Genomic DNA, 25014 nt, shown 5'->3' with positions numbered 1-25014 from the left:
ATACGAAATAACATCAGATCCAAAAAAAATGGAGGCGTGCCTGTTGAATACCTTCTCATCTCCGGAAGTAAAAAATGATTTGCTACCCTGTGTTGCAATCTTTGACTCAATCTCAGGATGATTTTTCAGATACAACACCAGACTGTCTGCTACGATATCACCCTGACCTAATAAACTTACATTCGCTGGAAGCTTTTCTTTTATTTTAGGAATAAGCAAGGGATAATGTGTACAGGCTAAAAGAATACAATCTATTTTGCGGTCCTTCTCCAGCAATTCATTAATGTACTTTTCTACAAAATAGTCAGCCCCGCGATCCAAATGCTCATTGTTCTCTACTAATGGCACCCACATTGGGCAACTTTGTTGAAGAACCTTTACCTCCGGAAAAAACTTATTAATCTCTATTAGATAAGACTCGGAATTAATTGTTCCGCGAGTCCCCATGACTCCAATAGTTTTCGAAGAAGTAAACTCCCCTACTATTTCTGCCGTTGGCCTGATCACTCCAAGAACTCTATTATTAGGATATTTAAAAGGTAATACGTTCTGCTGTATCGAGCGAAGAGCCTTTGCTGAGGCCGTGTTGCAAGCCAGAATAACCAATTGACATCCCTGGGCAAATAACCATTCCACACACTCTAAGGTATACTGATATACGGTATCAAATGAATGATCTCCATAAGGTGAACGGGCATTGTCACCAAAATAGATATAGTTATATTGAGGTAGTTTTTGGGCTATTGATTTAAAAACAGTTAAACCACCATAACCTGAATCAAAAACACCAATGGAATGCTTAGTATTCATTGCAAAAAGAAACGGGATTGAGTTTTATCACTCAATCCCGCAATTTAAATATTTTTTCCTCTACTAACTGTTTTCTTTCGAATGTTGTGACAGAGGTTTGATCTTCACTATTTTTTAGGAGCAGGAGTTGTTGCAGTGGCAGCAATACCTAACTTAGTTTTAACAAGAGGTGTAATGTCTTCGCCACCATCCCAGTACACTAATCCCTGGTTTGCAGTATCAAATACATATGTAAAACCTTTTTCTTTTGAGACTGCCTTAATAGCAGCATCAGCTTTTACCTGAATAGGGTTAAAAAGTTCTGCATTTTTTGTTTCTAATTCTTGTTGAGCTTTTGTTCTTGCATCAGTGATACGTTTCTCTAAATCCTGCAATTCAGCTCCCATTGTTTGTAATTCTTTACCAACAGTTTCTTTGTTAGCTTCGCTCATAGTTTTTTCTTTGTCCTGAGCCGCTTTAAGTTTAGTCTGGTATTCAGAAATCATTTTATCAATATCAGCAGTTTTCGTTTTTTGAAAGGCCTCCAATGTGGTTCTGGCAGTTTTAACTTCAGGCATTGCTTCAATAATAGCCGCTGAATTCAAGTGTGCCAATTTTTGTTGTGCATTTGCGATGTTGACAGTGAACAATAAGCCAGCTGTTACAAAAAATGCGTTCATTAACTTTCTCATCTTTATTTTTCTTAATAATTGTTTTTAATTTATCTATTTGTGTGTTTATTTCAGCATCGTTCCAGGTTTGAAACCCAATCTTACAATAACGTCGTTACTTACATCATAAGTACTGCTTGCGTATATCATCATTGTGGCTTCACTACTCTTATCAAATATGAAATCAAGGAGTTTAACTTTCGCTATTTCAGAAATGGCTTTTGTAACCTTATCCTGAATAGGACTCAACAATTTTGAACGGGTTTGGAAAAGATCTCCATCCGGACCAAATATCTTGCGCTGAAAATCTTTAGCCGCTTTTTCCTTTTCAATGATTTCATTCTCTCTTCTTTTGCGCATATCTTCAGTTAACAATACCTGATCTGCCTGGTAAGCCTTATACATCTTATCTATCTCAGTAAAGTTAGCATCAACCTTCTCTTGCCATTGCTGAGACAACACATTCATTTGATCCAGCGCAGATTTATACTCAGGTAAATGTTTAAGTATATATTCAGTATCTACGTAAGCAAACTTTTGTGCAAATGCTCCAAAGCCGGTAAAGAGCAAAAAGCAAATTAAAAAGTATTTTTTCATTTCTAAAAGCATTAATTAATTAAAGTCCTCCCAACTGTTGTGCAATACTGAAGGTGAAATTTTGTTTTCCACCATCAACAATTCCTGGAATTTTATCAAAGGCATGCCCATAATCAATTCCCAACATTCCAAATATCGGTAAAAATATTCTAGCACCAACACCTGCAGTCCTTCTAATGTTAAAAGGATTAAAATCTCCAAACTTGTTCCAGGTATTACCACCTTCGGCAAATGCTACAATAAACGCAGTTGCTTGTTGACTTGCAATCACTGGATATCTTAATTCCATAACATATTTAGTAAATATAGGACTTCCTGAATTTTGCGCAATAGTTGCATCAGATCCTTGTGGAATTACTGCATTATTTGCATATCCACGCATCTTAATTACTTCTGAACCTTGCAAGAAATCAAATCCCTGCATACCATCACCCCCCAATTTAAAACGTTCGAACGCCGATTCTCCAACTGCCGAGTTATACGTTCCTAAGAAACCAAACTGAGCTTGTGCCATCACAACAAATTTGCCGGCCAATCTTTGGAACCACTGAGACTCAAATTTCCATTTGTGATACTCTGTAAACTTATAACGTTGTTTATCAGATGCCGTTGCATAATTAATGTTATTTAAAAGAGAGTATGGAGGAGTTGCCTGAATAGTGAACTTAAAGTACGAACCCTCTGTTGGGAAAATCTGATGATTTCTTGAGTCCCTGCTTAACTCTTGAGTTAAGTTAAGGTTGTAAGAAGTTCCTGTACTAAACAAATATCCTGGGTAGTTATTTAAGATATATTGCTGAACATTAATAGCATGTGTTAGCTGGAAATAGTTATCAGGGAAATTCAGCCTTCTACCCAAACTAACAGTCACACCATTTAAACGAATCTTTTGGAACCTGCTATCAGCAGCCTTCAAACCATTTGATTGTAATGATGTAAATGCACTTACGCCAAAACTGATTGGTTTCTTACCACCAAGCCAAGGCTCAGAGAAAGAGAAACTGTAAGATTGATAATACTTACCATTTGTTTGTCCACGAAGACTTAATTTCTGACCATCACCTTTAGGCAGAGGTTTGTAAGCATCCAGATTAAATATGTTTTTTAATGAGAAGTTGTTAAAGGTAAGTCCTAATGTTCCAATAATGTTACCACCACCAAAACCACCAGATAACTCAATCTGATCAGAAGGTTTTTCTTCAACAGCATATTCGATATCTACTGTACCATCAGCCGGATTCGGTTTAGGAGTTGGAACCGTTTTAGATTCATCAAAGTTACCCAATTGACCAATCTCACGAACAGTACGGATCAATAAATCCTTAGAGAATTTTTCTCCTGGCTTTGTACGAATCTCCCTTAATACTACCCTATCATTTGTTATGGTATTTCCTTTTAAAGTAATACGATTATTGGTATACTGAGGTCCTTCATAAATACGCATTTCAACATCTACAGTATCACCGTGAATTTTGGTTTGTACAGGATCAACATTAAAAGTCAAATAACCATCGTTAAGATAAATACTTGAAACATCATCCCCATTTGCACTACCTCTTAATTTCTTTTCAAGCTTTTCTTCACTAAACACCTCTCCTTTTTCAATGCCAAAGGTCTTTTCCAGGATCTCAGTTGTATACTTAGCATTCCCTGCCCAGGTAATATCACCAAAGTAATATTTAGGACCTTCATACACATCGATATTGATACCAATTGCTTTATCACTATACTGGAAAATACTATCCTTAAGAATAACAGCGTCACGATAGCCTTTATCCTGCATCTTGGCAATAAGCGTTACTTTATCTTCATCGTATTTTTCCTTGTTGAATTTTCCGGAGCCAAATACTTTATAGAATGCCTGTTGCTTTGTTTTCTTTAAAAACTTACGCAGTTTAGCAGATGAAAAATCCTTATTTCCGGTAAAGTTTATCTCATGAACTTTTACTTTTCGACCCTTATCGACAAACACCTGCAGAATCATTCCATTCTCCAAGCTTGGATCAGGTTTTGTTTTATACTCTACTGTTGTAAAAAAGTAGCCCTTACCTAAAAGGAACTTCTTTATTGTTGCAGTTGTTGAATTGTATAAATTATCATTGATAATAGATTTTCCGCTTTTCTCATTTAATTTCTCCATGATGTCAGTCTTTTGGGACTTACTCACGCCATTAATTTCAAATGAACTTAAACGCGGTCGTTCAACCACCTCAATGTCAAAATAAACAGTGTCCTCTACAATTTTAGCAATATCTAACTGCACATCATCAAATAAGCCTTGAGCCCACAAGGTCTTAATTGCATTGGCTGTTGCCTCACCTGGCAATACAATACGTTCTCCCTTTATCAATTTAGATAAAGTAATGATTACATCCTTGTCAATGAAATGAGTTCCGGTAAGGGTAGTACCTCCAATTATGTACTCTTTTGGATTAAAATAATCCAAGTCCAGGCCCTTAACTTTAAGGGTAGGTGGTGCAGTATTGGACGGTCGGGTAATCTGTGCCATTGTTGGTAAACCAATCAATAACAATAATATGAGTTGATATATTCTTTTCATTTACAATCTAAAAATCGATGCTAAGTTAATTTAAACACATGTTAAAAAGTGTTAAAAGTAAAATTAGTTCAATTGTTCACTAATTTTACCAAAGCGGCGTTCGCGTTTTTGATAGTCTACAATAGCCTCAAAAAGGTCTTCTCGCCTGAAGTCGGGCCATAGTGTTTCAGTAAAATAAAGTTCCGTATAAGCCATTTGCCATAACAGAAAATTACTCACTCTATGCTCGCCGCTTGTTCTGATCATGAGTTCAGGATCAGGGATGTTTACTGTTGTTAACTCAGCTGCAAAATTTTCTTCATTAATGTCTTCAATATTTAATTTCTGGTCTTTAACCTTCTGTGCCAGTTTCTTAGCGGCATCAATGATCTCCCATTTAGCACTATAGCTTAATGCCAATGTTAAAGTACAACGGGTATTTTTCGCTGTCTTTTCCATAGCACTGCGTAAGTCATCAATACATYTTTGGGGTAACGACGCAATGTCACCTATTGCATTTAACCGGATGTTATTTTTGTTAAGAGTAGCCGTTTCCTGATTGATTGTTGATATCAACAACTCCATCAAGGCATTAACTTCTTCAATAGGCCTGTTCCAGTTTTCTGTCGAAAAGGCGTAAACAGTTAAATATTTTATTCCTATATCAGCGCAACCCTCTACAATATCTTTTACAGACAGCACACCACTTTCATGACCGAAGTGTCTGAATTTACCCTGATTTTTTGCCCATCGCCCATTTCCATCCATGATGATGGCGATGTGCTCTGGTAAGCGTGTTACGTCGATTTGTTCTTTAAATCCCATTAATTTCCTGCAAATATGCCTAAAATGTATAACATTTTTGGGACACAAAGGTATAAGATATGCCAATACCTACAAACATATATGTATCTCTTTTTCTAAAATCTCCTCTTTGAGTGTATTGAAAATCAGTAGAAGTAGGATTTGAAGGGTTTGAAAGCAGTTTACTTATATCTCCATTTGGCTCGTTATTCCAATGCGCAATATTTGGATATAAGCCACTAACATCATCAAGATAATCAGTATATGCTGTTCTATAACCGATCTGACTAAATAACCCCCAGTTTTCTTTCAATTTTACTTTTACTCCTACTCCATAAGGAACCGTTAGTGCATAATTTCTGTAAGATACATTCTGTCCTTCTGTGTGATAATCTCTCAAATTATATTTTTTATCTTCCAATCCCACAACACCTGAGTATCTGGCGGTAGGATTATACAATACTCCTCCAATTCCTGTAAAAATATATGGCGAGAATCTTTTGGTGCCTCCTCCCGCAAAGTATTCAAAAAAATTGAAGTCTACCTGCAGACTCACCTCATTTAATGCGGTGCTGAAGTTAAGTCCCCTATTTCTGAAATGTTCATTATCCGATTTTGTATCATCCGCCTTTATCTTTCCATATGTATAATGGAGCCCAACTGCCCAATATGGATCTATATTTACTTTCACAAAAGCTCCTGCCGAGATTCCACTTATTTTTAGCGGCTTGTTTTGATTCAAATCTCCTAAATAACCTGCTCCACCAGCAACTGCACCCACCTCAAAAACCTGGGCTTTTGCACTGATTCCACAAAGAAACATTGCAAGAAAATAAACAAGTTGTTTCTTATCCATTCTAATAATTCCGGGTATCTATGCCCCAAAGCAATTTATTCCTTAAAGTTGTTAAATAGGTTTCGTTATTAAGCCTGATTAAATTTACATGAAAGCTGGCTTTATTCAGTATTATTTTGACAGACTTGTCCACTGTTTCTGTTCTTGAATCACAGGAAACTAAAAATTTGGAGCTTCTTGCCTCAATTTCAAAAGTTAACGACACATCGTCAGGAATAATCACCGGTCTTACATTCAAATTATGAGGTGCAATTGGCGTAATAACAAAGTTTTGTGAACTTGGATAAATAATCGGACCACCGCAGCTCAATGAATAAGCTGTGGAACCTGTTGGTGTAGCAATGATTAATCCATCTGCCCAATAAGAGTTAACGAACTCATTGTTCATATAAGCGTGAATAATCATCATGGCCGAGTTATCTCTTCTGTGAATCGTAATGTCATTCAATGCAAAGTTTTCATCACCAAACAATCCATGCTTAGAAGTTAGGCTCAACAAACTCCTTTTATCCAAGGTAAATTCTCGGTTGTGCAGTGCCTCAAAGGCTTTCTTTATTTCATCTTTATTAATACTTGCCAGAAAACCCAAACGGCCAAAATTAATTCCTATTACAGGAATTCCTGAGTCGCGGATTAATGATAAGGTATCCAACAGCGTTCCATCACCACCTAAGCTCAACAATACATCTGTTTCTCCCAGAAGATCGTCGTGACAGGTAAAAACCTGCATATTGGCTGGTAATTTGATTTTATCTTTTACAAAATCAAGGTATTTATCGTAAACCAGAATCGGGCTTTTATAACTGTCGAGAACATTAAATACTTCCTGCACATAAGGCAATACACTATTATTGAACTCTCTACCGTAAATTGCAATCTTCATTAATGTATTTTCATTTTGCGGTTATGGAATCTGTATAAACCCTGGTTATACATTTAAATAATTCATAAATGAATTAAATCTATCTTCTGTACCATTGTCAGATATRGTACTGTTAAATACTGCCTTCACCTGGTAATCGTAGCGTTCAAAAGAAGCTATTATTCCTGAAAGGTCAGTTTTATTAATTTTCAAAGTAACTTCTAATCTGGTAGAATCTGGGAAGGATTGCACATAAGATGAGAGGATCTGAGCATTATCTGCTTCAACAATCTGCGCCATATGTGACAACGAATTGTTCCTATTACTTATTTCCAAAACAATTATACCGCCGTATTCCTTTACCGCAAAGATATTTGAGGTGTACTCTAAAAGACTGTTTATTGATATCAGGCCTAAATAATTCTTTTTATAATCCAATACCGGAACTACCGATAAGTGTAGCTGATTAAACAACCTTATGATGTCATAAACGTGAACATCTTCAAATACAAATGGATTTAAGATGGAAAGTGATAAACTACCAATAGGCTGTTGAACATCTCTAACTTCAATTAACTCTTCCTCAGCAACTAATCCAAGAAACTGGGTTTCGTTAACAATTGGTAAATGATATAATTTGAACTCAGCCATTCTGTCCAAAGCTTTCTGAACCGAATCAGACGTCTTTAGCGGTGGTATTGAATTAGATATGAGTTCAGATGCAAACATTATTTAAGTAAAATTCTATTTAAAAACTTATCAAGATAATCATTAAAAACCTCTGGTCGCTCCATCATTGGTGCATGGCCACATAAATCTACCCAATTCAATTCTGAATTCGGCAAAAGTTGATGAAATTCTTCTGCAACTTCCGGTGGTGTTACTTTATCTTGCTTACCCCAGATTAAAGAAACAGGTATAGTTATACGGGAAAGGTCTTTAGACATATTATGACGAATAGCAGATTTTGCCAATGCCAGAATTCTAATTACTCTTGAACGATCGTTAACACTTTTATAAACTTCATCAACCAGTTCTTTTGTTGCGGTTGCCGGATCGAAGAAAGTAAATTCTACTTTTTCCTTAATGTAATCGTAACTCTCTCTTCTTGGGAATGATCCTCCAAAAGCATTTTCATATAATCCAGAACTGCCGGTCAATACAAGTGCCTTTACATGTTCCTGATGAGAAACTGTAAACACAAGACCAACATGGCCACCAAGTGAATTCCCTATCAAAACAACCTGCCCGAGTTTTTTGAATTTTATAAATCTGTGAATGTATTTAGATAAACTTTTTACCCCGAGTGTGAGTATTGGGAGCTCATAAATGGGCAAAATTGGCACAATGACATGATAATTTTCTTTAAAATGATCAATCACATCCTCCCAATTGCTTAGTTCTCCCATCAAACCATGAAGTAATACCAGGGTCTCACCTTTTCCAGCTTCTATATATTTAAACCCATCTTCTTCTATTACTTCGTATCTCATATTGAATATTTTGTAAGGTATGCTACTAAGTTAGTAGACTAAAATTAAATTAATGTAATTTTAAAACATTATTTTAAGAAAAAGGCTTAATGTGCTTAATGCAACACAATTTATGCCAATTGTGTTTTTACAATCTCTGCAATTAACTTACCATCGGCTTTACCTGCCAGTTCCTTATTGGCTAACCCCATTACCTTACCCATCTCCTTTACAGAATTCGCACCGGAGTTCTTAATAATTTGTGAAATCACCGCTTCAATTTCAGCTCTGTCTAGTTGTTTAGGCATAAAATTGCTGATTACCTCAATTTCTTCTTCTTCTACAGTACTCAAATCTTCTCTGCCTTGTTGTTTATAAATATCAGCCGACTCTTTACGCTGTTTAATTAATCTTTGTAAAATCTTAAGTTCAGCTTCTTCGGTAATTTCCTCTGATGATCCCTTCTCAGTTTTCGCCAATAACAAAGCTGCCTTTATTGCCCTTAAACCTCTAAGCCTTGCCTGGTCTTTTGCAAGCATTGCCTGTTTTATTTCCTGATCTATTGTATTAGCTATCATATGATTTTCTGTTAGTATTCTATTTTCTATTAATTATAGTACCTGTTGCCTGTGCTGTTGGCATTATCAACATGTCATTTATATTTACATGAGCAGGTCTGCTCACTACAAACCATATTGCTTCAGCTATATCCTTTGCGACAAGAGGTTCCAATCCATCATAAACCTTTTTTGCTCTACCCTCATCTCCTTTAAACCGAACCTTAGAGAATTCCGTTTCAACCATTCCGGGATTAATAGCGGTAACTTTTATGCCATGGGGCAACAAGTCGATTCTCATACTTTTATTTAAAGCATCTACTGCATGTTTAGTGGCACAATATACATTTCCGTTAGGGTAAACTTCTTTACCCGCGATAGAGCCAATATTTATAATATGACCAGATTTCCGGGCAATCATCCAGTTAGAAACTATACGTGTTGTATATAGCAAACCTTTAACATTAGTGTCGATCATAGTGTCCCAATCATCAATATTACCTTTATCTATTGGATCAAGCCCCTGACTTAAGCCGGCGTTATTAATTAATACATCTACTTTCTTCCATTGTTGTGGTAAAGTTTCTAAACGATAAGATAAATCTTCATTATCCCTTACATCTGCAACTATCTTTTTAACTTCAACGGCATATTTATCTTCCAGATGTTTAGATACCTCTGTTAAAAGCTGTTCTCTTCTGCCTAGTAAAATTAAGTTATAACCTTGAGCCGCAAACAAATGCGCACAAGCAGCCCCAATACCTGAAGTTGCTCCTGTAATTAATGCAATTTTTGACATCCCTGATTTTATTGATTATTAAGCAAAGCTATAATTTTTTTAGCAGTAGCATTACTCAAAAAATAAACTGAATGTCACATGACGCAGCATTAATTTATCAATTGGATAAGAATAGCGATTAGGTTCATCCTTTAAAACACTGTTGAAGGAGTAGGATAATTTAATCTCTGGCGACATTTTAAAATATTCGAAATAGAGGTCGAAACCCAATCCGGCTTCATATGAGAGATAGTTCCGTACATTATTTACCATCTTCTCTCCGGGGTCAGTTATATTCGCATTATTTGTCTTTTTCTTTGAAGAAATATCCATTGAATATTTAGCTCCTCCGATCATATAAGCTCTAAAATTATTCCTCCTATCTGATTTCAGCTTTATTCCAAGTGGGAACTCCACTAGCGTTGAGGATATCTTCCGTTCAACGTTATCTTTAAGTTCGTCATGGTGAAAAGTTAACACCCTATCATTAAACACCAGTATTGGTGTAAATCTTAGATCGGCATTTTCGATCAGTCGTTTATTTACGACAAATCCAATTCCAAAGCCCGGAGAGGAATCAGAGGATATTCCGGTTAATTTAGGCGGATCCAAATCTTCGGGAAGTATATTTTTAAATTCTCTCCAATCCGGTCTCTTTAGAATCTTATACTCTGATGAAAGATACTGAAATGTAAATCCGAAATGGAGATTGGAATCATCTACCCCACCTCCCCAATTTTGGGCTCTGGCTGACACACATGCGAATAAGCATAAAATAAGTAAGCCTGATTTTATTTTCATTTGGTCCCAGTATAAATTGCACTTATACCAAACGTAAGGCGTCTATCCCTGGTGTTTGTAAAACCAACCTTATTCATTAAACGTGTAAACTCCTCGCCATCCGGAAATGCTGCTACAGATTCCGGCAAATAGCAGTAAGCTCTATTGTCTTTAGAAAATAGCTTACCCAGCATTGGTGTCACATGTTTAAAGTAAAAATTATACCCCTGTTTAATCGGAAATTTTCTGGGTTTAGAAAACTCCAGTATAACAATTTTACCTCCTGGTTTCAAAACCCTGTACATATCTGCAAGTCCTTTCTCGAGATTTTCGTAATTCCTTACACCAAAAGCTACAGTTATTGCATCAAAATGATCATCGCCAAAGTGTAATCCTTCCGAATCCCCTGTCTGAACAGAAAAAACGTGCTGTAAATTTCTATCCTGAATTTTCTTACGCGCAACATCAAGCATGCCTTCAGAAATATCTACTCCAATTATTTTCTCAGGTGCTAAAATTTTTATTGCCTCAAAAGCAAAGTCACCTGTACCAGTTGCCACATCAAGCATGATGCGTGGTTTGATAGACTTAAGTTCCCTTATTGCCTTTTTACGCCATATAATATCAATACCTAAGGACATAAAGTGATTTAAAAAATCATAAGTTCCTGATATATTATTAAACATGCTGGCAACTTGTTCCTTCTTTGTTGCCGTTTCAGATTGGTATGGTGTGATGTTTTCGTTCATGGTACGCAGCAAAGATAAGTATTGTTGAAAACTAATTTTCTACCTTTGTCAAATGATTATAAAATCAGCAACATTTATTTGTAGTAATACAAAGGTTTCAGCGCTGCCTGTTGCCAATATGCCAGAGTATGCATTTATTGGACGTTCAAACGTTGGAAAATCCTCGTTAATCAACATGCTTGTTAATCAACATGGATTAGCAAAAACCTCACAAAGGCCAGGTAAAACCCAATTAATAAACCATTTCCTGATTAATGAGAAGTGGTATATTGTCGATTTACCAGGTTATGGCTACGCCAAAGTATCTAAAAGCAGTCGCGAGAATTGGGAAAAATTTATACGAAATTACATCACAAAGCGTGAGAGCTTACAATGTGTTTTTGTATTAATAGATAGCAGGCTTGAACCACAAAAAATAGATCTTGAATTTTGCTGCTGGATGGGAGAGATCCAAATTCCTTTTGCACTTGTGTTTACCAAAGCAGATAAACAAAGCGCGGTAAAGACCGATCAGAATGTTTCGGCATTTAAAAAAGCACTAAAAGGATGGTTTGAAGAAATCCCCCCATACTTTGTAACTTCTGCAGAGAAAAGCACCGGTAGAGATCAGGTTTTAGATTTTATCGATCAGGTTAACCTAGATTTTGTAATGCCCATTTTAACCCCTAAAGAAGATTTTTAATAAAAGTTAATGAAAAAGTATTTTTCACTGGTATTATTTGCCCACTCTATTTTTGCTTTGCCTTTTGCACTGATAGGCTTTTTTCTTGGGGTAACTACTACTCCAAATCCATTTAACTGGCTATTGCTGGCATTGGTATTACTGTGCATGGTTTTTGCTCGAAATGCAGCCATGGCCTTTAATAGGTACCTCGACAGAAACATAGATGCAAAAAATCCCCGCACTCAAATGAGGGACATTCCTGCAGGTAAAATATCTGCTAATGAAGCATTAATATTCGTAATTATTAACTGCGTTCTTTTTATTACCACTACCGCCTTCATTAACAGCCTTTGCTTTTATCTTTCGCCTGTGGCCCTCTTTGTAGTACTATTTTACAGTTACACAAAAAGATTTACAGCATTGTGCCATATGGTATTGGGCCTGGGGCTTTCACTTGCTCCCATTGGCGCCTACATTGCAGTAACAGGGGTATTCAACATTGTTCCTGTTCTTTATTCATTTGCCGTATTGTTTTGGGTTAGTGGATTTGATATCATATATGCTTTACAGGATGAAGATTTTGACAGAAATGAAAAACTACATTCTATCCCGGCAGCAATGGGAATCAAAAATGCCTTAAATCTTTCGGTAGTATTGCATGTCTTTTCCGCACTTTGCGTAATCCTACCGGTAATGTTTACTACATTCAGCTGGGTTTATTATGTAGGCGTAGCATTCTTTTGCTTTATGCTAACTTATCAGCACTTACTCGTAAAACCTAACGACATCAGTAAAGTAAATAAAGCATTCGCCACCACAAATGGTTTTGCTTCAGTGATATTTGCCATTTGTTTTTTAATTGATGCCTTCTTAAGAACCAATTTTAATTTCTAATTATGATTAACCTTACCATACCTAAAAAGAAAAGAATCTATATCCCTCAAAATCTGGAAATGAAATGGGACAATCTTGAACCCATACTTAATGAGCTATTGGCTCGTCCAATAGACAATGTAAATGATTTAGAACAATGGTTAAAGGACAAAAGTGAATTAGAAGCTGCTCTTGAAGAGGATTTTGCATGGCGATATATTAAAATGAGCTGTGATACTGGTAATGAGACCTTAGTAAAAGATTTCCAATATTTTGCTACCGAAATTGAACCTAAAATTTCGCCAATAGCGAATCAGCTTAACCAAAAATTTAACGATAGTCCGTTTATTGATGAACTGGACCATGATAAATATTTTGTCTACATCAGAGCAATCAGAAAAGCTTTAGAGATTTATCGCGAAGAAAATGTAGAACTCTTAACTAAACTTCAGGTAACTCAGCAAAAGTATCAGGCAATAACCGGGGCAATGAGCGTGATGATCAACGACAAGGAATATACACTGGAACAAGCAGCCAACTTTGTTAAAGATACGGATAGAAGTGTAAGACAACAGGCATGGGAAACCATACAACAACGTCGCCTCGTAAATAAGGATGAATTAAACATTTTGTTTGATGAGTTGATAGTTATGCGCCATCAGGTAGCAGTAAATGCTGGTTTCGAGAACTATCGAGATTATATGTTCCAGGCGCTTGGCCGTTTTGATTATACGCCGCAGGATTGTTACCATTTTCATGAAGCTATTGAAAAGCAAATTGTTCCCATCCTAAAGGAACAGGCGGAAAAAAGAGCTGAACTACTTGGAATTGATGAATTAAAGCCATGGGATATGGAGGTAAGCCCCACTGGAAAACCAGCTTTAAAACCATTTAAAAATGGAAAAGAGTTAATTGATAAAAGTATCGACTGCTTTAATGCCATTAACCCTAAATTGGGCCAGATGCTTTCCATTATGAAAGCTAACAACCTTTTTGATGTAGAAAGCAGAAAAGGAAAAGCACCAGGTGGTTATAACTATCCTCTTGCAGAAACCGGCGCACCTTTTATTTTCATGAACTCTGCCAATTCGCTAAGAGACCTAACTACTATGGTCCATGAAGGCGGCCATGCCATACATACCTTCCTTACTGCAAATCTGGAATTAAATGACTTTAAACACTGTCCTTCGGAGGTCGCAGAACTTGCTTCAATGAGCATGGAACTCATTTCAATGGATAACTGGAACATCTATTTTGATAATGAAGAGGATCTCATCAGGGCAAAAAAAGAGCAGCTTGCCGATGTGCTAAAAACTTTGCCATGGGTTGCTGTTATAGATCAGTTCCAACATTGGATCTATACCAATTCTGGTCATAATGCCGCTGACAGAGAGGAAGCCTTTAAGCAAATATATACACGTTTTGGTAGCGGATTTGCTAGCTGGGATGGCCTGGAACAAGAGTTCGGGAATATTTGGCAAAAACAACTGCATCTTTTCGAAGTCCCTTTTTATTATATTGAATATGCTATTGCACAATTAGGAGCAATAGCGATCTGGAAAAATTACAAGGAAAATCCTGAACAAGCATTGGAGCAATACCTTGCAGCACTATCATTAGGATATACCAAACCCATCAATGAAATTTACGAAACTGCGGGAATTAAATTTGATTTCAGCTTAAACTACATTGAGGAGCTGGCATCATTTGTAAAAGATGAATTGCATAAATTAGGCTAAGTTTACCACATAATATCTAAGTTTGAATATCAAAACCGAACCTAACCACTAATGTATGTTTGAAAAACTTTTCAGAAAAAAGTCAATAGCCAAAATATTGGAAGATGCAGAAAARGGCTATGGTGATCACGGAGCTTCGCTCCATAAAACACTTGGTGTACGGGATTTAACGGCTTTCGGTATCGCCGCTATAATTGGGGCGGGCATTTTCAGTACAATTGGCAAAGCAAGTGCCGACGGTGGCCCTGCGGTAATATTCCTTTTTATATTTACTGCCATTGCTTGTAGTTTTGCTGCTTTTGCATATGCAGAATTTGCCTCAATGGTTCCTGTATCTGGAAGCGCATATACCTATTCATATGTTGCGTTTGGTGAACTGGTAGCCTGGATCATTGGATGGTCGCTCATTATGGAGTATGCTATTGGAAACATAACTGTTGCTATATCCTGGTCCGATTATTTTACCGGACTCCTCTCCTCCATACGAATACCTGCATTTGGCATAAATGGCATTCACCTGCCTGATTGGACTACAATGGACTATCTGACCGCATATAATGGTCATGCACATGCTGAAGCACTTGTGAACGCAGGAAAAAACTACGCAAATCTGGATGACGCAACAAGAATAGCAAACAATGCCTGGATAACAGCCCCACAAATTGGGGGCTTTCATCTTGTAGCGGACTTACCCGCTCTGGGTATTATCATTTTTATTACCTGGCTGGTATACAGAGGAATGAAAGAATCTAGAAATGCAAGTAATGCAATGGTTATTGTAAAACTAGCAGTTATTTTACTAGTACTTGCAGTAGGTGTTTTTTATGTTGACACTGGTAATTGGGATCCCTTTGCTCCCAATGGAGTATCAGGAGTATTAAAGGGAGTATCAGCAGTTTTTTTTGCATACATAGGCTTTGACGCCATTTCTACGACTGCCGAGGAATGCAGAAATCCCCAAAGAGACTTACCAAGGGGAATGATGTGGGCGATTATCATTTGTACAATTCTATATGTAGCAATTGCACTTGTGCTTACAGGGATCGTTAACTTCAAATTACTTGCCGTTGGCGACCCACTTGCATTTGTCTTTGACCAGATAGATTTGAAGCTAATGAGTGGAATAATAGCCGTAAGCGCAGTATTTGCTATGGCAAGCGTACTTTTGGTGTTTCAAATGGGTCAGCCAAGAATATGGATGAGCATGAGCCGCGATGGCCTGCTTCCGAAATCATTTTCAAAGATCCACCCTAAATACCACACCCCATCTTTTGCTACCATCGTAGTGGGCTTTGTGGTGGCAATTCCTTCACTTTTCATGAACCTTACCATTGTAACAGATCTTTGCTCTATTGGTACATTGTTTGCATTTGTGCTGGTATGTGCGGGAGTTCTTGTTTTACAAAACAAGCCAGATATTCAAAGAGGGAAATTCAGAATTCCATATATGAATTCTAAATTCATTGTTCCTCTCTTATTCATCGGTACATTATTTTTTGGTTTTAGCTTTTACAAAAAAGAAACTATCTCGTTTATTTTCAATACCCCAAGAATATATGATCCTGTAAGTTTTATTACCGCTTTAAATGAAAATGAGCTCGGCATAGTTAAAAAAGAAATAGCAATTGCTCAAACTAAAGCTAATCTTATTGAGAAGAACACAGATTCAGAAGCGTATTTAAATCAGCTATCCTCCAAACAGTATGAGCAGTTCATAAACAATTCACAGCTAGCCCTGGAAAAGAAGTATGAAAGTGGGTGGAAACTCTTTAAACACAAAATCCCTATGTGGATTTTCTTTTTTATCTGCCTCGTAATTATTTACTACTGCATTACTAAAAATCTTTCTCTTATTCCTGTTTTGGGCTTAATAAGTTGTCTCTATATGATGTGTGAATTGGGTATATCCAATTGGATAGGATTCGGGATCTGGTTGATTGTCGGTCTATTTGTCTATTTCTTATATGGCTTTAAGCACAGCAAACTCAGACTTAAAGAAAACAACATATAAATAAAAAAGGCTGCAATTGCAGCCTTTTTTAATACCCTTACTCTCTTAAACTGTAGAAAATATTGCCCAACGATACAATATTTTCAAAATAAAAAAATATTTATTAAAAATAATTCCACAATTTGAGAATATATCTCTACATTTATAATTGTAAAAAACAAATGGTATTCAAGGACTTGATTACCATTTAAATTGCCCTCCTAATTATCCCTATAATTGTCTGGTTGGAAGGCCGACAATAGAGGCTCCTCCCCGGAGCCTTTTTTGTGCAATTAAACCGGAAGCCTGTTAAGCTCTATATCATCAGGAGTTACAAAGATTAATGGAACTTTCTCTACATCCACGTAACTTGAGTCAAGGCCAAAACTTCGCTCTTCGGATAAGCTCAAACGCTTCAACACAAAGTAGTAGTCCATTATTGAGCGCTCATAGAAACTCAGTTTAGAAAACTTAGATAGATGTTTTTCTAAGAGTACAAATCTAAAGTCACCAGCAATCTTATGTTTATTTAAAGACGTATACTGGCTTGTAATATCAACCTCACCATTTTTCACCAGATCTTCAATCACTTTTCGGTATAAAAGATTAACTCTTTGTTCCACCCTAAATCCGAGCTTAAAATCAATACGGATAAGCTTTCCCGGAATCAGGAATTCTACTTTATAATCCCGGGTAAATGGTTCATCAACAACGTCAACATGCACGAGCCAATAAACATCAGCTCGCTTGGGTTCTTTCTGGATAATTGAGTAAATAATCTTTGATTCTATTTCTGTTTTAAAATTGGCACTGGTAAGGTATACCAATTGGGAAGAATATTTTGGAACGGAAATATCACTACTTAGTTCACTTATTATCTCAAAATAATCCTCTATTTCAACATATTTAACAAACCGGTTTTTTATCTTCCTGGCAACATACCAACTCCACATTACAGTAAACAACGCAGATCCAATCAATACCGTTACCCAACCTCCATGGAAAAACTTCGCCATATTTCCTATCAGGAAGGTAAGTTCGAGTAAAATATAAATTACTAAAAAAGTTCCAATTACATATATCGGAACCTTTTTACGCTTCATATAAGCTGCAATCAATATCGTAGTAGAAAGAAAGGTTAGGTTTATAGCCAAACCATAAGCGCCTTCCATTGCCCCTGAGCTTTTAAATATCAATACAATTCCGATACAGCCCGCCCAAAGAATCCAGTTAATAGAAGGAACATAAATCTGTCCCTTTTGATTACTTGGATAATTGATTCTAACTTTTGGCCAAAGATTTAACCTTACTGCTTCAGATATTAAAGTAAAAGAACCAGTAATCATCGCCTGACTGGCAATCACCGCTGCGCAAGTTGCAAGTGCAACCATAAACAACAGATATTCGGATGGTACTATTTCAAAGAAGGGATTCAAAGTGGTGTTGTAATTGCCATGTTGCAACACCCAAACACCTTGTCCAAGGTAATTAAAAATCAAGGTTGTTTTTACAAAAACCCAACTAACGCGAATGTTTTTTCTTCCGCAATGCCCCATGTCTGAATACAATGCCTCGGCTCCTGTAGTACATAAAAACACCCCTCCTAATATTAATAAAGCCATCGGATTATTCACCAACAGTTCATAAGCGTAATATGGATTTAATGCTCTTAGAATACTTAAATCCTGCACAACATAAAGAAGACCTAATAATCCAAGTGTGCTAAACCACAGAAACATAACTGGACCAAATAGCTTTCCTACCAAATCAGTCCCGAATTGTTGTATTACAAACAATGCAGTAATGATAGCAAGAACTATAGGAATTACCGATACAGAAGGAAATTTCAATTGCAAGCCTTCAACAGCAGAGGTAACTGTTATACTTGGCGTAATGATACCATCAGCCAACAAAGCACAACCACCTATGATTGCAGGAATAACAAGCCACTTTGCATTTTTACGAACAAGGGAGTATAAAGAAAAAATACCACCCTCACCCTTATTATCCGCTTTTAATGTAATAACAACATACTTTACAGTAGTCTGCAAGGTTAAAGTCCATATGATACAAGACAAAGCACCAAGCACAAGATTTACATCAACATTTTGCCCACCATTAACCACTGAATTAAAAATGGCTTTTAAGGTATAGAGAGGAGAAGTTCCAATATCACCGTATACGATCCCTAAACTTACAAGTAAACCTCCTGCGGTGAGCGCACTTAAATTCTTTTGACTCGACACTTATCTTATTTTGTTTTGGTGGGTAAAATTACAGTAATTCTTATGTAAATGCATTGTTTTCTGATTTTTTTGAACCCCAACATGTGGTATTTACGCCACAACTTTAGGGTCTCCAAACGTTAATACTTGTTAAATATTGTTAAATATTTTTTTATTGAACAAAATGATTGATTTTTTTGTTTTATTATTTATATTTTTGGCAATACCAAACATGAGCAAGAAACACAGAATAGCGCTTCTCTTTCATATCTCCTGCATAATTTGCATGGGTGTCTTTGGCAGCGTTAATGTTTTTGCGCAAAAGTCTGACAGTACAATAAACAGTGCCAGGGCAAAGAGAATTAACAAAACACCACAAATCAAGGTCAACATACCAACGTACAAGCCCAAATACAACTTAGGATTTATACAATATAATGATGTGATCTCTAATGCAAAAGTTGTTCCAACCACTCAAACTAAACAAGATAAAATCCTTACTGTTTTAAAAGTTTATCCTAATCCTGTTGACGATCAGGTAAATTTAATGCTAAGACTTGATCGTGAGTCAAATCTTTCTGTTAAAATTATGGATTTGCTGGGCAATGAAGTTGTAACGCTTTCAAATGAGCGCATTTCCTCTGGGGAACAAACCAAAAGCTATACTATCCCCAATCGTTTAAATCCAGGTATCTATTTTTTAAAAATAGTAGCAGGGTCTGAAACAGTAGTAAAACGCATTTCAGTTTTATAGTCAACATTTAATCAATCTTCCTAATTGTTTCGTCTGTATAGAATGTATAATTTAGCAGCGGTTAGTGTTATTCACAAAACATAATACAAATGAAGGTAATCGCTATAGGCCGTAATTACGCCGCGCATATTAAAGAGCTAAATAACCCAACGCCGGAAAATCCGGTTATATTTCTAAAACCAGATACCGCAGTATTAAAAGACAACAAACCTTTTTATATACCAGATTTTTCTTCAGACATACACTACGAACTTGAAGTGGTTTTGAAAATTTGTAAAGAAGGCAAACATATTTCTGAAAAGTTCGCTCCCAATTATTATGAGGAAATGGGCCTCGGCATAGATTTTACTGCGCGAGATATCCAGACGCTACATAAAGAGAAAGGTTTACCCTGGGAGTTAGCCAAAGCTTTCGACAATTCTGCTGTCATAAGTACTTTTGTTCCTAAAACCCAATTCACAAACATATATGACCTCGACTTCGAGCTAAAAATCAACAATGAGACCAGGCAAATTGGCAATACTAAAAATATGCTCTTCCCGTTTGAGAGAATAATTGCCTTTGTATCTAAATACATTACATTAAAAAAAGGTGATCTTATTTTTACCGGTACGCCGGAAGGCGTTGGTAAAGTTCTGCCAGGTGATAAATTAGAGGCGTGGTTAGCGGGTCAGCAACTACTTAATTTCGATATAAAATAGCATTGATGATTAAACTGAACTTAACACTAATACTTGTTGCTCTTTCAGTAGTATGCTTAAAAGGACAACAAGTATTCAGCGGCAACAAATACCCACTAGTGGATTTCAGGGCTCCTCTAGACATTACACCACCGGCTCTGGCCGGCTCATTTGGAGAATTAAGGGCTAACCACTTTCATTCTGGCATGGACTATCGGACCAATCAACGAGAAGGCTACCCCGTATATGCCATTGCAGATGGATATATCTCCAGGCTTCGGGTACAGAACAGCGGCTTCGGCCTTGCCCTTTACATTAATCATCCAAATGGTTACACTTCTGTTTATGGCCATCTTCAACGCTTTAGCCCTAAAATAGCACAACAAGTAAAAACCATTCAATATCAAAAGAAGAGTTATGAAGTCGACTCCTTTCCTAACTCACTGCTTATACCAGTGCACAAGGGAGATGTTATTGCTTATTCTGGCAATACAGGAAGCTCGGGTGGCCCTCACCTTCATTTTGAGATCAGAGACACTAAAACAGAAGCTACAATCAATCCGCAGCTATTTGGTCTAGAAATACCAGACAACATCCCCCCTGTGCTTTATTCCATGTATGTTTATCGTTTAAATAAGAAACCATTTAACGAATTTACACCTAAACAATACTTTCAGATTAGTGGAGCCCCCGGCAATTACCACCTTAACAAAGTAACCACAATCAATTTAAGCGGTGAGGTTGGCTTTGGTATTGTTGCCACCGACAAACACAACGGTGCTTCGGGAACAAATGGTGTTTATTCTATTCAGCTCGAGATAGATGGCAAACCTATTTATACTTCGGCTCTTGAAAAATTTCAGTTTGATAATAGCAGGGGAATCAACTCGCATATAGATTATCCAACGTTTATAAACACTAAAAGAAATATTCAGAAAAGTTTTGTTGATCCAGGCAATCCTTTAAATATCTACAGCAATCTGATAAATAATGGCCGGGTAGAATTCACTGACGGCAAGCTACATCAGGTAAAGTATATTATATCAGACGCAACGGGCAATAAAAGTGTTCTGTCATTCAATGTGCAGGCCGATGAAAAAGCTATAATAAACAGCCCTGAGCCCTCTGCAGGTACTCATTATTCATATGCTACGCTCAATGAATTTAACAACCCAGATGTAAAGGTAATCCTTCCAAAGGGCACGCTCTATAATGATCTTAACCTTATATACAAGACCTTACCAAAACCGTTAACAAATGCATTCTCGAATATACATCAGATTCATAACCCTTTAACTCCATTGCATTCGGGATTTGAAATATGGATTAAAGCAGACAGTTCAATTAACAAGTACAAAGAAAAGGCCCTTATCGTAAGTACTTCAAGATCGTCACAAGGCGGATATTATGAAAATGGATATGTAAAAGCCAAACCACGCACCTTTGGAAGCTTCTTTATAGCCATAGACACTATTCCACCAAGCATAATCCCCTTAAATATATCAGATGGGAAAAGCATGGCTGGAATAAGTAAAATGTCATTCAAAATCAGAGATAACTTATCCGGAATTAAGAGCTTTAATGGCTATATTGACGGAAGATGGGTATTAATGGAGTTTGACACCAAAACAGCTTCTTTATGGCATACATTTGATGACACTACGCCTCCGGGCAAACATATGCTGGAGGTGATTGTTTCAGATATGAAAGACAACATCAAAAATTATTCAATTTCTTTTTATAAATAGCATTATGAGTGAATTAAAAGAAGGCCAAAAGGCCCCGAATTTTACTGCGAAAGACCAAGATGGCAACAATGTTTCCTTATCACAATTTATCGGAAAAAAAGTAGTACTCTACTTTTATCCTAAAGATGACACCCCAGGTTGTACTGCAGAAGCGTGTGATTTCAGAGACAATTATCAGGGACTAACAGCCAAAGGAATTGTAGTATTGGGCGTAAGTGTTGATGACGAAAAATCACACCAAAAATTTGTTACAAAACACAGCTTGCCATTTACACTCCTTGCTGATACTGATCAAAAAATTGTTGAAGCTTACGGTGTTTGGGGCGAAAAAAATATGTATGGAAAGAAATATATGGGAACCCATAGAACTACTTTCCTTATTGATGAAACTGGCCTCATCTCGCACATCATAAAAAAGGTAGATACTAAGAATTCAACTGCACAGGTTTTAGAGTTACTTTAGTACAGACTTTTCATCTTTATGCTTACTTCCAACAAGATGCTGAATCTTTAAATTTAGTTCATCCGAACTAAAAGGTTTAGAAACATAGTCATTCATTCCAATTGCCAGGCACTTCTCGAGCTCTCCCTGTATGGTATGGGCCGTCATAGCCACAATTGGAATACCTGCTTTTTCTGCGCCCATCCGGCGTATGTATTTAGTGGCCTCATATCCGTCCATTTCCGGCATTTGCAGATCCATTAAAATAATATCAAAATCCTCGCTCTTATATTTTTCTATACCTATTTTCCCATTTTGAGCAATTGTGGTTTCGTATCCTCTCTTTTGCAATACCTTGATAACCAAAAGCTGATTAATTGGATTATCTTCAACAATCAGCACTTTGATTCCCCTTCCAGGCTCTTCTCCAGTATCAGGTCCGGCAGGAATATGGTTATCCTTTTCACGATCATTTATTTTCACAAAAGGCATTCTGAAATAAAACACAGACCCGTCTCCCGGGGTACTTTCCAAGAATATTTTTCCATTCTGTAGTTCAACCAGTCGTTTAACCATACTCAATCCTAAACCAACCCCCCCAAACTTACGTGAAGTTCCACTTGTACCCTGCTCAAACAACTCAAATATTTTCTGTTGCTTTTCGATTGGGATTCCAATCCCTGTATCTTTAATCCTGAACTCAATAATCACATTCTCCTTGGTTTCTTCTATAAGATCTGCAGAAATAACCACCTCGCCTTTTTCTGTAAATTTTATGGCATTGGATACCAGGTTCACAAAAATTTGAGAGAGCCGGATAGAATCCCCAATAAAAATATTTGGTACTCTTGTTCCTATAGAATAGCTTAAACCAATTTTCTTAAACTTGGCATTAGATTCCACATAAAGACAAGCATCTTTAATTACATCCCTAACTTTTAACGGTTGTTTAATAAAATCAACATCCTCATTACCAAGCCCGGAAAAATCCAAAATGTCATTTAATATCCTCATTAAATGATCGGCAGATTTTATAATCATCTCAATTGCCTCAAGATGTTCTTTATCAACCAGGGACTCTCTAATATAGCTCGCAAACCCTTGAATACCGTTCATAGGAGTCCTTATTTCATGGCTCATATTTACAAGGAAAACGTGCTTGGCTTTCTCAGAAGATTGAGCTCTATGCCGCTCAGTTACAAGTTTAGCTTCCGTAACCTTTGATTCTGCTACTTTATGTTCCAAGGTCTCAATCATTTCATTAAATGCATTAGCTACCCTTCCAATTTCATCATTTGCAAAAATCTTTACGCGGGTGTCAAGTTGCCCTTTCTTTACAAGTTCGGCACCCTCTACGATAACATCCAGGCCTTTTTTAATACTTTTGTTTATAGATATGGCAATAACAATGCTAGTTGTACCAATGGTTATCGAAAGCGCCAGAACCAATTTAAGCACCATACTTTCTAACCATCTTGCGCCTTCTCCAAGTGTATAAGAAAACCCATCTTCTAAAATGGTAAGCTCAGTATTAAGTCTTTCAATTTCGTTTAGCAAAATCTTTATCTTTTCCTTATCTATCTTTGGAGCCGTAATCAACGCATGAAGTTCCTCACCAATCGTAAGAAGCTCATCTAAAACCGGCTCAGCTTTTTGCCATGCAACAAAGGCTTTATTCAAGTAATACACCTTACTAAATCTCTTGGTGAGGCCAATCATATTATCAATATCGGCTGGATGATTTCTGCCTTGCAAAAAACCCGCTCTTACTGCCTCCAGATCAGGATTTGCCTTTCCCATTTCTATTCTGGCAATTTTATCACCAAAAGGAACCTTTAGAAATTCTTTAAAAGCGTGATAATTCTTTTCATCATAAGTGTAGCCATACTCCCTGAGGTTCAGAATAGCATTCTTCTGCGATTTGGACCATAGTCCTTCCCCACCGACGTAAGATCTAACTGCTGACAGTGTCGTAATTGAGAACCATAAAGTGCACAACTCTACTATAACCAAAAAAGTGATTATACCAATGGTAAAATATAGTTTTCTGGATATAGATATATCATTGAGCTTCTTTCGTAACAAGGAAATAAGCATAACTAGAATTTTAATCAAATGTAAAACCCTAATTTTTTACATTTTTTTTAAAAATAATCCTTTTAACCTGAACAAGGCACCTATTTGCCTCATTCATTTTGTTCAAAAAACAGCCTATTTCCATTGTCATAAATGAATAAACACAAAAAAAAGGCTATCTTTTCGGACAGCCTTTTTCTTCTTTATACTTTATTCTTAAGATTTAATCTTATGTCCGTATACGGCAAAGAACCATATATATAAATAACAAGGTAGCACACTCACAAAGAAGGCAAGCTGGAAATGCATATGTGCATAATCCTTAAGGTAGCCATAAATCAATGGCCAGATCGCTCCACCTGCAATACC

The 25014-nt window shown here is 36.7% G+C and carries 23 protein-coding genes; 8 read left to right on the top strand and 15 right to left on the bottom strand.

What is annotated here, in order from left to right:
* The 13 genes from murI to ubiE form a co-directional block, all read right to left on the bottom strand.
* Nucleotides 1-810 (bottom strand): glutamate racemase (gene murI, locus AC1DG9_RS09740; protein ID WP_477634561.1); only part of this gene is annotated, 810 nt, incomplete at its 3' end.
* A 107-nt stretch (nucleotides 811-917) separates the two neighbouring features.
* Complete coding sequence (locus tag AC1DG9_RS09735) at nucleotides 918-1481, bottom strand: OmpH/Skp family outer membrane protein (RefSeq protein WP_172661183.1); 564 nt, start codon at nucleotides 1479-1481, stop codon at nucleotides 918-920.
* A gap of 45 nt (nucleotides 1482-1526) precedes the next feature.
* The gene (locus tag AC1DG9_RS09730) at nucleotides 1527-2057 is read right to left on the bottom strand and encodes an OmpH/Skp family outer membrane protein (RefSeq protein ID WP_172661184.1); all 531 of its coding nucleotides are present in this window, start codon (nucleotides 2055-2057) and stop codon (nucleotides 1527-1529) included.
* A 19-nt stretch (nucleotides 2058-2076) separates the two neighbouring features.
* Entirely contained in the window at nucleotides 2077-4617 is a 2541-nt protein-coding gene (gene bamA, locus AC1DG9_RS09725) for an outer membrane protein assembly factor BamA (RefSeq protein WP_048907230.1), read from the bottom strand.
* A gap of 63 nt (nucleotides 4618-4680) precedes the next feature.
* Entirely contained in the window at nucleotides 4681-5421 is a 741-nt protein-coding gene (locus AC1DG9_RS09720) for an isoprenyl transferase (protein ID WP_477634560.1), read from the bottom strand.
* A gap of 19 nt (nucleotides 5422-5440) precedes the next feature.
* Nucleotides 5441-6256 carry a type IX secretion system protein PorG gene (gene porG / locus AC1DG9_RS09715; RefSeq protein WP_172661186.1) on the bottom strand — a complete coding sequence of 272 codons (816 nt, stop codon included), beginning with the start codon at nucleotides 6254-6256 and terminating at the stop codon, nucleotides 5441-5443.
* A gap of 1 nt (nucleotide 6257) precedes the next feature.
* Nucleotides 6258-7139: an NAD kinase gene (locus tag AC1DG9_RS09710; protein ID WP_172661187.1), complete on the bottom strand. Its 882-nt coding sequence runs from the start codon at nucleotides 7137-7139 to the stop codon at nucleotides 6258-6260.
* A 45-nt stretch (nucleotides 7140-7184) separates the two neighbouring features.
* Nucleotides 7185-7847, bottom strand: a complete 663-nt coding sequence (locus tag AC1DG9_RS09705) for a CBS domain-containing protein (protein WP_172661188.1) — start codon at nucleotides 7845-7847, stop codon at nucleotides 7185-7187.
* The gene (locus tag AC1DG9_RS09700) at nucleotides 7847-8611 is read right to left on the bottom strand and encodes an alpha/beta fold hydrolase (protein WP_172661189.1); all 765 of its coding nucleotides are present in this window, start codon (nucleotides 8609-8611) and stop codon (nucleotides 7847-7849) included. The genes AC1DG9_RS09705 and AC1DG9_RS09700 overlap by 1 nt, the downstream gene beginning before the upstream one ends.
* Before the next feature lie 110 nt (nucleotides 8612-8721).
* Entirely contained in the window at nucleotides 8722-9168 is a 447-nt protein-coding gene (locus tag AC1DG9_RS09695) for a GatB/YqeY domain-containing protein (RefSeq protein WP_172661190.1), read from the bottom strand.
* Between the two features lie 19 nt (nucleotides 9169-9187).
* The gene (locus AC1DG9_RS09690) at nucleotides 9188-9946 is read right to left on the bottom strand and encodes an SDR family NAD(P)-dependent oxidoreductase (protein ID WP_172661191.1); all 759 of its coding nucleotides are present in this window, start codon (nucleotides 9944-9946) and stop codon (nucleotides 9188-9190) included.
* 51 nt (nucleotides 9947-9997) lie between these two features.
* Nucleotides 9998-10726, bottom strand: coding sequence for a type IX secretion/gliding motility protein PorT/SprT (gene porT / locus AC1DG9_RS09685; protein ID WP_172661192.1), 729 nt, complete (start codon nucleotides 10724-10726; stop codon nucleotides 9998-10000).
* On the bottom strand, nucleotides 10723-11454 hold the full coding sequence (ubiE, locus tag AC1DG9_RS09680) for a bifunctional demethylmenaquinone methyltransferase/2-methoxy-6-polyprenyl-1,4-benzoquinol methylase UbiE (protein ID WP_172661193.1): 732 nt from the start codon (nucleotides 11452-11454) through the stop codon (nucleotides 10723-10725). Before ubiE ends, porT begins: the two co-directional genes overlap by 4 nt.
* Nucleotides 11455-11506: 52 nt before the next feature.
* Between ubiE and yihA the strand changes: the two genes are divergently transcribed.
* The 4 genes from yihA to AC1DG9_RS09660 are packed head-to-tail and all read left to right on the top strand — an operon-like array spanning nucleotide 11507 to nucleotide 16741.
* Entirely contained in the window at nucleotides 11507-12136 is a 630-nt protein-coding gene (gene yihA / locus AC1DG9_RS09675; RefSeq protein ID WP_048907239.1) for a ribosome biogenesis GTP-binding protein YihA/YsxC, read from the top strand.
* A gap of 9 nt (nucleotides 12137-12145) precedes the next feature.
* The gene (locus tag AC1DG9_RS09670) at nucleotides 12146-13012 is read left to right on the top strand and encodes a UbiA-like polyprenyltransferase (RefSeq protein WP_172661194.1); all 867 of its coding nucleotides are present in this window, start codon (nucleotides 12146-12148) and stop codon (nucleotides 13010-13012) included.
* A gap of 2 nt (nucleotides 13013-13014) precedes the next feature.
* Entirely contained in the window at nucleotides 13015-14730 is a 1716-nt protein-coding gene (locus AC1DG9_RS09665) for a M3 family oligoendopeptidase (protein WP_172661195.1), read from the top strand.
* 55 nt (nucleotides 14731-14785) lie between these two features.
* Entirely contained in the window at nucleotides 14786-16741 is a 1956-nt protein-coding gene (locus tag AC1DG9_RS09660; RefSeq protein ID WP_337717356.1) for an amino acid permease, read from the top strand.
* Nucleotides 16742-17013: 272 nt separating this feature from the next.
* On the opposite strand, the gene AC1DG9_RS09655 is transcribed toward AC1DG9_RS09660, so the two are convergent.
* A complete protein-coding gene (locus AC1DG9_RS09655; protein WP_288883594.1) occupies nucleotides 17014-18966 on the bottom strand; it encodes a KUP/HAK/KT family potassium transporter in 1953 nt (650 codons plus the stop codon).
* Between the two features lie 211 nt (nucleotides 18967-19177).
* Here AC1DG9_RS09655 and AC1DG9_RS09650 point away from each other — a divergent pair, with 211 nt between their 5' ends.
* The 4 genes from AC1DG9_RS09650 to bcp all read left to right on the top strand — a co-directional run bounded on the left by AC1DG9_RS09650 (nucleotide 19178) and on the right by bcp (nucleotide 22590).
* Nucleotides 19178-19699 (top strand): T9SS type A sorting domain-containing protein, encoded by a 522-nt coding sequence (locus AC1DG9_RS09650; protein ID WP_246269574.1) that lies wholly within the window; start codon nucleotides 19178-19180, stop codon nucleotides 19697-19699.
* An 89-nt stretch (nucleotides 19700-19788) separates the two neighbouring features.
* The gene (locus AC1DG9_RS09645; RefSeq protein ID WP_288883595.1) at nucleotides 19789-20400 is read left to right on the top strand and encodes a fumarylacetoacetate hydrolase family protein; all 612 of its coding nucleotides are present in this window, start codon (nucleotides 19789-19791) and stop codon (nucleotides 20398-20400) included.
* 5 nt (nucleotides 20401-20405) lie between these two features.
* The gene (locus AC1DG9_RS09640) at nucleotides 20406-22127 is read left to right on the top strand and encodes a M23 family metallopeptidase (RefSeq protein WP_337717354.1); all 1722 of its coding nucleotides are present in this window, start codon (nucleotides 20406-20408) and stop codon (nucleotides 22125-22127) included.
* A gap of 4 nt (nucleotides 22128-22131) precedes the next feature.
* Complete coding sequence (gene bcp, locus AC1DG9_RS09635) at nucleotides 22132-22590, top strand: thioredoxin-dependent thiol peroxidase (RefSeq protein WP_172661200.1); 459 nt, start codon at nucleotides 22132-22134, stop codon at nucleotides 22588-22590.
* Here the strand turns inward: bcp and AC1DG9_RS09630 are convergent.
* Nucleotides 22582-24666 (bottom strand): response regulator, encoded by a 2085-nt coding sequence (locus AC1DG9_RS09630; protein ID WP_337717352.1) that lies wholly within the window; start codon nucleotides 24664-24666, stop codon nucleotides 22582-22584. The two genes, bcp and AC1DG9_RS09630, sit on opposite strands and share 9 nt — an antisense overlap.
* Nucleotides 24667-25014 lie beyond the last annotated feature (348 nt).

The sequence above is a fragment of the Pedobacter sp. 05L430 genome (genome assembly GCF_056397585.1).
This window is presented reverse-complemented; position numbering and strand designations above follow the sequence as displayed.